At 73.8% G+C, this 12,635-nt stretch carries 9 protein-coding genes and 1 pseudogene; 6 read left to right on the forward strand and 4 right to left on the reverse strand.

Annotated features, from left to right (window positions below):
• Both ABZ449_RS26245 and ABZ449_RS26250 read left to right on the forward strand, forming a co-directional pair.
• A pseudogene (locus ABZ449_RS26245) lies at positions 1 to 171 on the forward strand (zinc-dependent alcohol dehydrogenase); the annotation flags it as partial.
• A gap of 50 nt (positions 172 to 221) precedes the next feature.
• Entirely contained in the window at positions 222 to 719 is a 498-nt protein-coding gene (locus ABZ449_RS26250) for a universal stress protein (RefSeq protein WP_360350521.1), read from the forward strand.
• Between the two features lie 8 nt (positions 720 to 727).
• Here the strand turns inward: ABZ449_RS26250 and ABZ449_RS26255 are convergent, their stop codons facing one another.
• From ABZ449_RS26255 to ABZ449_RS26265, 3 genes are all read right to left on the reverse strand, one after another.
• Positions 728 to 1,210, reverse strand: coding sequence for an SRPBCC family protein (locus ABZ449_RS26255; RefSeq protein ID WP_360350524.1), 483 nt, complete (start codon positions 1,208 to 1,210; stop codon positions 728 to 730).
• A 127-nt stretch (positions 1,211 to 1,337) separates the two neighbouring features.
• Complete coding sequence (locus tag ABZ449_RS26260; RefSeq protein ID WP_360350527.1) at positions 1,338 to 4,145, reverse strand: AAA family ATPase; 2,808 nt, start codon at positions 4,143 to 4,145, stop codon at positions 1,338 to 1,340.
• Positions 4,146 to 4,289: 144 nt separating this feature from the next.
• A complete protein-coding gene (locus tag ABZ449_RS26265; protein ID WP_360350529.1) occupies positions 4,290 to 4,997 on the reverse strand; it encodes a helix-turn-helix domain-containing protein in 708 nt (235 codons plus the stop codon).
• Positions 4,998 to 5,034: 37 nt separating this feature from the next.
• Here ABZ449_RS26265 and ABZ449_RS26270 point away from each other — a divergent pair, with 37 nt between their 5' ends.
• Together ABZ449_RS26270 and ABZ449_RS26275 are read left to right on the forward strand one after the other, a co-directional pair.
• Positions 5,035 to 5,361, forward strand: coding sequence for a rhodanese-like domain-containing protein (locus tag ABZ449_RS26270; protein WP_360350532.1), 327 nt, complete (start codon positions 5,035 to 5,037; stop codon positions 5,359 to 5,361).
• 100 nt (positions 5,362 to 5,461) lie between these two features.
• Positions 5,462 to 8,917, forward strand: a complete 3,456-nt coding sequence (locus ABZ449_RS26275; RefSeq protein ID WP_360350535.1) for a hypothetical protein — start codon at positions 5,462 to 5,464, stop codon at positions 8,915 to 8,917.
• A gap of 67 nt (positions 8,918 to 8,984) precedes the next feature.
• Here the strand turns inward: ABZ449_RS26275 and ABZ449_RS26280 are convergent, their stop codons facing one another.
• The gene (locus ABZ449_RS26280) at positions 8,985 to 10,658 is read right to left on the reverse strand and encodes an FAD-binding dehydrogenase (protein ID WP_360350538.1); all 1,674 of its coding nucleotides are present in this window, start codon (positions 10,656 to 10,658) and stop codon (positions 8,985 to 8,987) included.
• A gap of 192 nt (positions 10,659 to 10,850) precedes the next feature.
• Between ABZ449_RS26280 and ABZ449_RS26285 the strand changes: the two genes are divergently transcribed.
• Together ABZ449_RS26285 and ABZ449_RS26290 are read left to right on the forward strand one after the other, a co-directional pair.
• On the forward strand, positions 10,851 to 11,807 hold the full coding sequence (locus tag ABZ449_RS26285) for a formylglycine-generating enzyme family protein (protein ID WP_360350542.1): 957 nt from the start codon (positions 10,851 to 10,853) through the stop codon (positions 11,805 to 11,807).
• A gap of 85 nt (positions 11,808 to 11,892) precedes the next feature.
• On the forward strand, positions 11,893 to 12,459 hold the full coding sequence (locus ABZ449_RS26290) for a PadR family transcriptional regulator (RefSeq protein WP_360350545.1): 567 nt from the start codon (positions 11,893 to 11,895) through the stop codon (positions 12,457 to 12,459).
• Positions 12,460 to 12,635 lie beyond the last annotated feature (176 nt).

Raw genomic sequence — 12,635 nt, forward strand, 5'->3', positions numbered from 1 at the left:
GGCTCGATCGTCGGCACCCGCGAGGACCTCGCCGAGGTCTTCCGGCTGCACGCCCTCGGCCGCACCCGGGTGATCCGCGAAACCCGCCGACTCGACGACGTGAACGCCTGCTTCGACGAGGTCCTGGCCGGAAAGGTCTCCGCCCGCCTGGTCTTCGACCTGCGCGGCTGAACTCCGGGCCGCGCCCCCAACCCTGCTCAACAGACACGAAAGGGAACACCATGGACAGGATGACGGCGCAGCGGCGGATCGTGGTGGGCGTCGACGGATCGGCGTCCTCCCGGGCCGCCCTGCGGTGGGCGGCACGGCAGGCCGCCCTGGTCGGTGCCACGGTCGAGGCGGTGATCACCTGGGAGTACCCGGCCGTCTACGGCTGGGGTGTGCCCGTGGCCGAAGCGGACGACGCGGAGATCGCCGCGTACGCCGGAAAGACGCTCGCCGAGGCCGTCGCACAGGAGGTCGGCCCGCAGTGCCCGGTCGAGGTGCGCGAGCGGGTGGAGTGCGGCAACGCCGCCCAGGTCCTGTTGAAGGTCGCCGAGGATGCCGAACTCCTGGTCCTCGGCAACCGCGGCCACGGGGGCTTCGCCGGAGCGCTGCTCGGCTCGGTCAGCCAGCACTGTGTCCACCACGCCTCGTGCCCGGTCGTCGTCGTCCGGGACACCGGGCACGAGCAGACCGAGCACACCGGGCACGCCGAGGGGCCGGCCGCCGGACGGTGACCCGCAGGTCAGGAACTCCAGGGAGCGTGGTCCGCGATCCGCTCGATCTGTGCGTCCCACAGGTCGCTCAGATGCTCCGTCCAGGTCTCGGCCAGCCTGTCGAGACTCTTGGGGGCGGTACCGCGGACGACGTTCTCGGTCACGATGTGCGTGCCGTCCTCGGCGGCACCGAACAACCAGGCCTGGTACAGCTGCACGCCTGCGCCGATACCCAGCCATCCGATCCTGTGGGGTGGATCGCTCTCCCCCAGGAGGACCTCGAACCGGTGCCCGTGCCACTGCACGGTGAACATCTCCGCGAGAGCGTCGATGCTCACCTCGGTGACGCCCGGGGACCACATCGGCCACTGCGCCAGATCGGTGAGCAGCGCGAAGGCCCGATCGGGGGCGGTGCGCACCACGGCCTTGCGCTGGAAGAAGCAGTGCGCGTCGCCGGGTGAGAAGCCGGCCGGCCAGTGGATGTCCGGATGGGCGCCGGGAGCGTCGTGCATCTGGTGTTTCCCTTTCGCGCTGCTGCGGTGCCGGTGCGTGGCCGGGGTTGTCGACCCGGAGGCCGCTCGTACCTTCATGGTGTGCGACGGGCCGGAGTCGCACATACGTCATCTGACTGGTCGGGCGCTACCGGCCTCCGCCGCTCTCCTGGTCGGTGAGGGAGTCGAGGGCGTCGCGCAGCGCCGTCCGGGAGCTGATGCCGAGTTTGGGGTAGATCTGGTACAGGTGTGTGCCGACGGTACGGTGCGAGAGGATCAGCCGCTCGCCGATCTGCTTGTTGGTCAGCCCACTGGCCGCGAGTCTGGCGATCTGCATCTCCTGGGCGGTGAGGTCGGCGGCTCTCGCCTGGGCGACGGCGGGGCCGGCGGGGCCGGCGTAGCCCGCGGCGCGGAGTTCGGCGCCGGCGCGTGCGCTCCAGGGGGCCGCGCCGAGCTGCTCGAAGGTCTCCAGAGCGGCGGCCAGCTGGTCGCGCGCCCCCTTCGTGGAGCGCTGGCGTCGCAGGCGCTCACCGTAGAAGAGCCGCACCCGGGCGACGTCGAAGGGCCATTGCTCGCGCTCGGCGGGGGCGAGTGCCCGCTCGAAGAGTGCGAGGGCATCGGCGCCGGGTGTCACCAGGGCCTGGGAGGCCAGGACGAGGAGTTCCAGCCGGGGGGAGAGGCCGGCCATCGCGGATTCGCGCATGGCGGTGGCGTGGGCGACGGCCTGCTCGGTCCTGCCGGTTCTGAGGGCCGCTTCCACGAGATCCATCGCACCCCACATGGCGTGGGGAACGTAGGGGGCGATGGTGCCGGCCGGACTGAGGTTGGTGGCGTGACGGTACGCGGTGTCGAAGTCACCGCTGCCCAGCGCGGCGAGGGCCCTGGCGTGCATGGCGAAGTAGCGGGCGCCGTGGGCACCGCGTGGTGTGGCCCACCGGTTGATCTCCGCGGTGAGTGCCTCGCTGGTGGCGACGTTGCCCCTGGCGGCCGCGACGAGTGCCTGGACGTACTGGAGTTCCCAGGCGAAGAACCGGTACCCGTGCTCCTCGCACAGGGCGAGACCGTCGCCCGCCAGACTGGTCGCGTCGTCCCAGCGGCCGAGGAGGTAGTAGTCCAGGCCGAGGTGCATCATCGCGCCCAGGCGGCGGCGTACCGGTGTGGCGCCGACGCGGCCCTGCTCCACCAGGCGCACGTTCGCCTCGCGGACGTCGGCCAGGCGATCGGGGTACACCGAGGCGGTGCCGAGGCGCACGATCCGGGTGGGGTCGTCGCCGATGCTCCGCCGGAGCGCGTCGAAGCGTGTCATTCCGCCGGGACCGGTGCGGGCCGGGTCGGCGAAGGTCCGGGCGAGCACCCACAGGAGGTCGGGTGGAGCGGGGGTCAGCCGCTCCAGGGCTTTGAACAAGGGTTCCCACAGATGGGCTGCGCCGCCGTACCAGCAGAGCAGGACGAGGCTGTGGAGGGCGTCGACGAGGGCGGCGTCGGACGCGTCGTAGCCGTGGTCGCCGTTCTCGATCGCACCGACCAGCAGGCGGTGCGCGGTCTCGATGTCCCCGTCCTTGTTGATGAGCAGGAAGGCGGAGGCGGTCGCGGCGTGCAGGGAGTCCTGGCCACTGGGTGCGGCGCGTCGGGCGCTCGCCAACAGCCTTGAGGCGTCGACCAGTTCCCCGCCCGCTTCGGTTCCGATGTAGGCGGCCTCCGCCAGTCGGCGGCTCTCGTCGGCCCGGTCGGGGCTGAGGGTGGCCGCGCGCGTGAGGGCGGCCACCGCGCCGAGCGCGTCGCCGCGCCGCATGCGCAGGTGGGCGGCCTGTTCGAGGAGGAGGGCGACGTTCTCGTCGGGGTGCACGGCCGACTCTCCGAGGTGCCAGGCGCGCCGTTCGGGGTGGTCGAAGAGAACGTCCGCGAGCGCCCGGTGCGCCCTGCACCGGTCGGAGGAGGTGGACTGCGCCACGACCGCCGAGCCGATCAGCGGGTGCCGGAACGACATCTGTCGGGTACCGGCCGTCACCGCCACGAGCCGGTCGCGCTCCGCGGGGGCGAGGTCGTCGAGGACGGCCCGGCCCGCTGCCGCGGCCTCGATCGTTCGCAGGTCCCCGATGCCGTCGAGCGCGGCGATGAGCAGCAACTCCCGTGTCGGCGCGGGAAGTTCGGACACGCGCGTGGCGAACAGCGTCTGGAGGCGTTCGTTGAGGGGGAGTACGGAGGGCACCGCCCCCAGTGTCCGGCGCGCCTCGCGGCTCAGGGCCGCGGGTAGTTCCACCAGTGCGAGCGGATTGCCGTGGGCTTCCGTCACGACGCGCCGCCGTACCGCGGGTGAGACCTCGGGGTGTACGAGGGCGAGCAGTCGGGCGGCCGAGGCATCGTCCAGTGGCTGCAGGCAGTGCTCGGTCAGGCCGCTGGACTCGAAGAAGCTGTCGGAACCGGTCCTGCTGGCCGCGATGAAGCCCACGTTGCTGCCGACGAGCCGTCGTGCCACGAAACCGAGCACGCCGGTCGTTGCCCGGTCCATCCACGGCAGGTCGTCGACCATCACCAGGAGCGGAGTCTCGACGGAGATCAGCCGGAGCAGGAGCAGCACGGCGGTGGAGGCCAGGAGGCGGTCCGGCGTGGGGCCGCTGCCGATTCCGACCGCGACCCGCAGCGCATCGCGGTGGACGGGATCCAGGACCTCGAAGTCGTCGAACAGCGGCACCAGCAGCTGGTTGAGTCCGGCGTAGCTGATGTCCGCCTCGAACTGCACGCCTCGGGCCCGCAGAACCCGGACGCCCTTGCGGGTGGCGCCGTCGGCGAGGGCGTTCAGGAGCGCCGTCTTGCCCACTCCCGCCTCGCCCGTGAGCAGCATGGCCGCGCCCCGGATCACGGAGTCGCTGAAGAACGAATCGAGGTACGCCAAGTCGGCGTCCCGGCCCACCAACTGCGTCGGGGGCAGGGCAGCCGTGGCGACCGGGCTGTTCATCGAGCTGCCTCCAAACGGCCACGACGTGGGAGAAGCCCGGCTCTGCCCCCGACTCCGTTCCGTCATGCAATCATCCGAGTGTGACGACTGTCCACTCGCTGTGAGGATTCCGAGCACGGTGGTGACGGCGGGTTTGAGTGGTCGTCAGGTCGAAGCCCCGTCCGGATCGGCGGCGCGGGCGAGTCGGGCGGCGAGCCTGCGGGCGCCGCGGCGGAGCCGCTGCTCGCCGAGCTCCGGCAGCAGCGCGGACACGTGCTCGGCCGCGAGTGCGGCGAGCAGCGCGTGTGCGTCGTGCTCGGGGTCCGGGGCGCCGGCGCGGGTGAGCAGGATCGTCGCGTGGCGGTGCCAGAAGCGGTAGGCGCCGACCTGGTAGCGGGCGCCGCTGCCCGCCGTCTCGGACATCCGCACCAGGTCGAGGTGGGCGAGCAGGTAGTCCAGGTAGGCCGTCACGAAGGCCGTCAGCCGCTCGGCCGGGTCCGGCTCCGGGGTGCCTCCTGGTCCGGGCCCGGGCCCGAGCGGTGCGGGTCCGCGCAGGATCGCGTCCTGGAGCACCCGCTCGCGGGCGTCCAGCAGGGCCACCCCGAGCCCGGCCTTGCTGCCGAAGCGCCGGAACAGCGTGCCCTTGCCGACGCCCGCCGCTGCCGCGACCTGGTCCATCGAGACCGCCGCCACCCCGTGCTCGGCGAAGAGCCGGGCGGCCGCCTCCAGTACGGCGGCCCGGTTGCGGGCGGCGTCGGCGCGCTCGGCAGGGGGCGGGGTGCGGAGCAGTTCGAGCGGGGCGGAGGCGCTGCCCGTCGGTCCGTCCGGGGGGATTGCAGAAGCGGACTGCGGTCCGCTACGGTCGTGAGCCATAACCGGACTATAGTCCGAATCTCAAGGAGGTAGTGGCATGACCGCGCTGATCACCCGGGACGACCTCGTGGCCGCGATGGAGAGCGACTCCGTCACCGTCGTCGACACCCTCGGCGGCGAGTACTACGCCATGCAGCACCTGCCCGGCGCCATCGCCCTCGTCCGCGCCGACGTGGACACCCTGGCGCCCACCCTGCTGCCGGACCTCGACGCCGCGATCGTCACGTACTGCTCCAACCCCGCCTGCCCCAACAGCGGCCAGGTCGCCGAGCGGCTCACCGCCCTCGGCTACACCAACGTCCGCAAGTACCGTGAGGGCATCCAGGACTGGACCGAGGCCGGCCTGCCGGTCGAAGCCGCCTGATCGCAGCGCCCGCCCGCGGGTGGGGAGGGGCCGCACAGGGGACCGCCCCCTCCCCACCCGCGGGACCGGTCACCTCCCCCCTCCGGCGTAGGGTGAGAACATGCGGTCGGTCCGCAGAGTTCAGCGGTTCCCCCGGCCGGGTACCCGGCTGTGGCCGGTCCCGTTCCTGATGGCGGTCCTGCTGGTCCTGCTGTCGGGAGGCCCGGGCCTCGTCGCCACCCGGGTCGCGTCCGCCCAGCCTTCCCTCCCCGGCCTCTGTGCGCTGCTGCCCGAGGGGTTCTCCACGCCCTCCCTGCCGCCCGGCCCCGCCGCGGACGGCCTCGTCGACGCCTGCCTCGCCACCCGGGTGCTCGACCCGGCCACCAGCTACGGCCTGCTCTTCACCATCCGGCAGTACCAGACCACCGACCAGGCCCACCAGGACATCGCCACCTTCGCGGGCACCACGCGCTCGGACGTCCAGCAGGCCCCGAGCACCAGGTTCGGCGAGGAGGGCGTGGAGGGGACGTACACCCAGCAGGCGGCCGCCGACTACGGCGTGACCGGCTACGACCAACTGGCCTTCCGCCGCGGCTGCTACACCGTGTACGGCCAGAACGGCGCGGAGAACGCCGGTGCCGCGGCCCCGGTCGCGATGGACCCCGGGCTCGTCCAGGCCACTGCCCAGGCCGTCGACGACCAGCTCAAGGCGATGCCGCCCTGCGCCGGCGCCGCCGCCCCCGCCGCGCCGGCCGCCCCCGCCCTGGCGGCGGGCCTGGCCTGCGACACCGCCTCCCTGCAGGACACCGGGCAGGTGCTCTGCACGGCGTCGGTCTCCAACGAGGCCCCGGGCGCGCGGATCGTCTACGACTGGACCTTCGACGGGCAGGCGCAGCCCGCCGACACCGGCGACACCCTCACGCTCGACCAGGTCGCGGTCGGATCGCACCAGGTGGCGGTGGTCGCCCGGGACGTCCAGAACAACCTGAGCGCCGCGCCGCAGAGCGTGTCCTTCACCCGCGCACCCGCCGCGTCCTCCAGCGGGACCCCAGGCGCCCCCGCCGCCCCAGGCGCTCCCGGTGCCCCCGGCCTCGGCGCCGGCAACGGTCCGGGCCCCACCCCTACCGGCGGCCACGGCGTCAGCCCGGGCCTCGTGGTCGGCGGATCGGCCCTGGCGATCGGGACCGCGCTCGGCCTGCTCGCCCTGCTCAAGCACCGTCGCCGCGCCCGCCCCGCCCCGGCCGGCGCGCACCCGGCCCCGGCGCCGCCCGCCCCGCCCACCCCGGCCGCCGCCACCGTCCCGGTGCCCCCGCCGGTCCGGCGCGGCCGGCAGGACGACCCGCAGGTGACGCTCACCGTCCGGCTCAGCCCCTCGGTCCGCACCCGCGACCACTACGGCGAGGACGACGTCCACCTCTGGGGCGACGGCGTCGACCTGCTGTTCGCCGAGTACGACGTCCAGGTGAGCCCGCCCCCGTGGGTGCTCGACGAGGTCGAGGAGGACCCGGCCGGCACCGGGCAGCAGCACCCGTTCACGGCCCGGTCCATCACCGGGCCGGGGACCGGCGGCCAGGAGTGGGTCGCCCGTGCCGAGACCCATGTGCCGAGCATGCGCTACTCGTTCGCGGACGGCCGGACCGTCTTCCCGCACCGGCTGCGGGACGCCGGTGCCGCCCCGGCCGTCGGGCCCGTCCGGCCGCCGCACACCCAGGTGGTGATCAAGGCCGGGTGGAGCGACCAGGACCACGCGCTGACCGTCTGGGCGGCCCTGGACGTGACGGTCCGCAACACCACGACCGGCGAGACCCGGCGCATCCCGCGGGTCGCCAGCCCGCCCCGGACCGTCCAGGTGGTGGGCGCCCGGCCCCGGCTCGAACTCTGGGCCGACCCGGACAGCCAGGGCTGCGCCGACGGCACCAGCACGATCCGGGTCGAGCCCGCGCTGTTCCTCTTCGGTCAGGACGCCGCCGGGCGGGACCGCCTCTACTCGGGCGGCCTGGAGCTCCTCGGCCTCCCGGACAAGGCGAACGTCCCCGGACCGGACACCCCGTCCGAGCAGAACGCCCTCCGCTTCACGGACTACTTCGAGCCGACCAAGGACCCCGTCGGGCCGGACCGCGCGGGCCTGCGCCAGGGCGTGACCCTGCGCTGCCGCTTCCACCTGCGCGACACCGCCATCCGCAAGCTGGAGACCGCGCCGCAGGGCGGCTACCCGCTGAGCTTCAACGCCCGTCCGACCGGCTACGGCCTCGGCCAGGAGGCCACCGCCGGCGACTTCGACTGGATGGCGAGCGAGCACCACAAGGCCTGCCGGGCGAACATCCCGCAGGTGCCGCCGGAGCGGGTCCAGCCGGTCGTGCTCACCCTGCTGCCCTCGACCGTCCGGCTCGACCTCGACGTGGTCGACCTGCCCCGCTACGACGGGCCGGCCAAGGACCTCTGGCGGGTCCGGGTCTCCGGCACCGTCCGCTCCTTCGCCGACCGGATCGTCCGGGGGCCGGACATCCGCCGCGACCGGCCGACCGGCGTCGGCGGCGTCCAGGCCAAGGTCGAACACTGGTACCTGGCACGGGAGTCCCGGCCGCCCACCGTCCCCAAGCTGCGCGCCTGGGACCCGGTGCCGCTGGACCTGCCGCCGGTCGACGTCGACGACGTGGACGAGCAGGGCCGACTGACCTTCGCCGTCCCCGCCGACGAGGGCGAACCGGACGACCCGGCCGGGACGACCCACCCCTGGTACGACTACGACCACTGGAGGAAGGGCTTCGACCCGGCCACCCGCTACCTGCGCGGCCAGTGCACCCGGGTGACCTTCACCCTGCACACGGACCTCGACGAGGAGGACCACCGCCAGGTCGCCCTCTGGCCGCCCTGCAAGATCTACGCCTACGTGGACTGGGGCCGCTCCGTCTTCGACAGCCTCGACGACCTCTGGGACAACCTGACGTGGAAGCCGCCGGACTTCACCGGACACGCCTCGGTCGGCCTCGTCGACGTCCGGGGCAAGGAGATCCGGGCCGGACTGATGCCCTGGGCCGGGCTGCCCGAGGGCCCCGGCTACCTCAACGACGACGGCGAGCCGGTCCACGAGTTCCACCTCTGCCGCGCCTGGGACATCAGCCACGAGGAGTACTGCGCGGCCCGGGCGCGGATGAACGAGTGGAAGCGGGAGTCGGACCTCGGGAACCTGATCTACGGGCTGCTCGGCACCGGCGCCGCACCCCGGACCGGGAACTGCGTCACCTTCGTCGTCGACCTGACCGCCCACGCCGACGTCGTCCTGCCGCAGCTGCGGGGCACCGACCGCCCGGGCAACGTCGACCTCGCCGCCGCCGGCCGGCGGGTGGAGCACAACCCGCGGTACAAGGGCGAGTTCTTCCCCGGCCACCCCTGGGACTACGGCCCCCGCACCACCCCCGGACTCGTCCACCTCGACAGTGAGCTCAGCCACTTCGAACCCGAGTGGAAGACCGGCCCGCCGGCGCCGCCCCTGCCACCCGAGCCCGAACCCGGCGGCCCGCACCGCCCGCCGCCGCCCGACACCAACCGCCCCGGCCCGCTGCGCCCCAAGGGCTGACCCCGCCGTCAGCCGAGCGGAATCCGGACCCCAGGGTGCGGAACGGGTCGCGCGCCCCCGACCCCGATCACGCGATGTGCCGGGCGGCGGCGCGGCCGGCCTGCCGGCCGCTGAAGAGGCAGCCGCCGAGGAAGGTGCCTTCGAGGGCGTTGTAGCCGTGGAGGCCGCCGCCGCCGAAGCCGGCGACCTCGCCGGCGGCGTAGAGGCCGCCGACGGGGCGGCCGTCGTGGCCGAGGGCGCGGGAGTCGAGGTCGGTCTGGATGCCGCCGAGGGTCTTGCGGGTGAGGACGTGGAGCTTCACGGCGATGAGGGGCCCGTTGGCGGGGTCGAGGATGCGGTGGGGAGCGGCGGTGCGGCCGAGGCGGTCGCCGAGGTAGCGGCGGGCGTTGCGGATGCCCTGGACCTGGGAGTCCTTGCTGTAGGGGTTGGCGATCTGGAGGTCGCGCGCGGCGATCTGGCGTCGGACGGCCGCCGGGTCGAGCAGTGGTTCGGCGGTCAGCCGGTTCATTCCGGCGATGAGGTCGTCGAGGGTGCGGGCGACGACGAAGTCCTCGCCGTTGCGCTTGAAGGCCTCGACCGGTGCGGGCGCCCCGCGGCCGATCAGGCGGGTGCGCAGGAAGGCGACGCGGTCCTTGCCGGTGATGTCGGGGTTCTGCTCGGATCCGGAGAGCGCGAACTCCTTCTCGATGATCTTCTGGGTGAGGATGAACCAGGAGTGGTCGTACCCGGCGATGTCCTCGGTGGTGCGCAGGTGCCGCAGGGTGGCCAGGGTGTCGTAGCCGGGCAGGCACGGGTCCGGCAGGCGTCGGCCCAGGGCGTCGAACCAGAGCGGGGACGGGCCGGGCAGGACGCGGATGCCGTGGCCGGGCCAGACCGGGTTCCAGTTGTGCAGGCCCTCGGTGTAGTGCCACATGCGGTCGCGGTTGACCAGCCGTGCGCCCGCCCGCGCGCTGATGTCGAGCATCCGGCCGTCCACGTAGGCGGGGACGCCGGTGACCATGTGCGAGGGCGGGTTGCCCAGGCGTCGGGGCCAGTGGCGCCGGATGAGGTCGTGGTCGGCGCCGATGCCGCCGGTGGTGAGGACGACGGCCTGCGCGGTGAGTTCGAACTCGCCGGTGACCTCGCGGTTGGTGGCGGCGCCGCGCGGACCGTCGTCCGCGGCCAGGAGAGCGCCGCGCACTCCCTGGACGACGCCGCCGCTGACGACGAGTTCGTCCACCCGGTGGCGGTGGTGGAAGGTGAGCCTGCCGGTGGCGGCGGCCTGGTGGGCGCGGCGGACGAAGGGGGCCACGACGCCGGGCCCGGTGCCCCAGGTCACGTGGAAGCGGGGCACGGAGTTGCCGTGCCCGTCCGCGCGCAGGCCGCCGCGCTCGGCCCAGCCCACGGTCGGCAGGAAGGTGATGCCGTGTCCGGCCAGCCAACCGCGCTTCTCACCGGCCGCGAAGTCGACGTAGGCCCGGGCCCAGCGCACCGCCCAGGAGTCCTCGTCGTCGAGCCGGTCGAACTGCGCGCTGCCGCGCCAGTCGTTCCAGGCCAGCTCGACGGAGTCCTTGACGCCGAGTCGGCGCTGCTCGGGGGAGTCGACGAGGAAGAGCCCGCCGAACGACCAGAACGCCTGGCCGCCCAGGTCGGCGGGGCCCTCCTGGTCGACGAGGGCCACGCGGCGGCCGCGGGCGGTCAGCTCGTGTGCGGCGACGAGGCCGGCGAGACCGGCTCCGACGACGATGACATCGGTGTCCATGGCTGGTGTTCCTTGTTCGCGGTGCGGAAGGGGCCCGGCCGGCCCCGTGGTGCGGGCGCCGCTGTGCGGGGCGGTGGGAGGCGGCGGTCGCGTGACGGCCTTCGCAGGGGATGTCGCTTCTCCCTGGGCTATGTACGTTAGAACATAAGTGCCGGAGGCGATAGGCCCCGGCCGGCCCGGAAGGAACCGAGCATGACCGACCCCACCGCGCCCGCCCGTTGCTGCATGCCGTCCGGAGGCGGCACCGCGACGCCCGCTCCGCCGACGCCGCCGTCACCGCGCCGGACGGCCGCCGCCGACGACGGGACGGTGCTGCTGCCCGGCGGCGAGTTCCTGATGGGCACCGACGACGCCGAGGGGTTCCCCGGTGACGGGGAGGGTCCGGTGCGCCCGGTGCGGCTGGACCCGTTCCGCATCGACGTCCACGCCGTCACCAACGACCGGTTCGCCGAGTTCGTCGCCGACACCGGCCACCGCACCGACGCCGAGCGCATCGGCTGGTCCTACGTCTTCGCGGCCTTCCTGCCCGCCGGGCTGCGCCGCGGCGCGCCGCGCCCCGAGCGCACCCCCTGGTGGTGCGGGGTGCGGGGCGCGGTGTGGAACCGCCCCGAGGGCCCGGGCAGCGGCGTCGAGGAGCGGGGCGACCACCCGGTGGTGCACGTGTCCTGGAACGACGCGGCCGCGTATGCCTCCTGGGCCGGCAAGCGGCTGCCCACCGAGGCGGAGTGGGAGTACGCGGCGCGCGGCGGCCTGGAACAGGCCCGTTACCCCTGGGGCGACGAGCTGGACCCGGCGGGGGAGTACCGCTGCAACATCTGGCGCGGAACCTTCCCCGCCAGGAACACCGCCCTCGACGGCCACCGCGGCACCGCCCCCGTCGACGCCTTCGAGCCCAACGGCTTCGGCCTGTACAACACGTCCGGCAACGTCTGGGAGTGGTGCGCCGACCGGTGGACCACCGACCACCCGGCCGAGCGCCCGCTGGTCAACCCCACCGGCCCCGCGGCCGGTGCCGAGAGGGTCATCCGGGGCGGTTCCCACATGTGCCACAGGTCCTACTGCAACCGCTACCGCGTCGCCGCCCGCACCGCCAACAGCCCGGACAGCTCCAGCGGGCACGCGGGCTTCCGCTGCGCCGCGGACGCGTGAAGAGCCCCCGGTGGGGGTCTTGACATCCGCCTACCGCCGGGTAAACCTGTCGGTCATAAGTTCCTCAGAACATAGGTGCCCGCACATGCAGCTCGACTATGTGATCCTCGGGGCGCTGACCCTGCGCCGTCTGTCCGGCTACGACCTGCGCCGCTGGATGGACGGGCCGGGCCGGTACATCGGGTACGGCGTGCAACTGCCGCACATCTACCGCCGGCTGGCCAAGCTCCTGGAGCGCGGCTGGGTGGACTTCGAGGTCGATCCGCGGGAGGGCCGGCCGGACGCCAAGGTGTACCGGCTGACGGAGGAGGGCCGCGCGGCCCTCCTGGAGTGGGCGCGCTCCCCGTTCGTGCCGTCGCCCCGGGCCAAGGACCCCGACTTCACCCTGCGCTTCTTCTTCGCCGGGCAGCTCGACCCCGAGATCGCCCTGGACGTCGTCACCACGGAGCTGGAGTACCGGCTCAAGGAGCACGCGCAGTCGGCCGCCATGCCGCTGCCCGATCCGTACGACCCGCAGATCCCCGAACTCGACGCCGCCTGGGCGCGCGAGGTCCACACCATGGCCCACGAGAACGGCTACGCCTTCGGCGCTTCGTACATCGCCTGGCTCCAGCTCACCAAGGCCCGCCTGGAGGCGCGGCTCGGCCGCTGAGCCGTCGCCCGTCGCCCACACCGCGACCATCAGGGTCGTCGCCCACACCGCGACCATCCGGGTCGCCGCCCACCCCGCGGCGGCCCGGCCCGCCGCGACCCCGGCGGGCACCCTTGCCCGCCGTCCTCCTGGCGGCCCCACCCCGCAGCGACCGGTCGTCCGGGTTCCCCTCCCAT

It is taken from the genome of Kitasatospora sp. NPDC005856, from assembly GCF_040629945.1.
Classification (GTDB): Bacteria; Actinomycetota; Actinomycetes; order Streptomycetales; family Streptomycetaceae; genus Kitasatospora.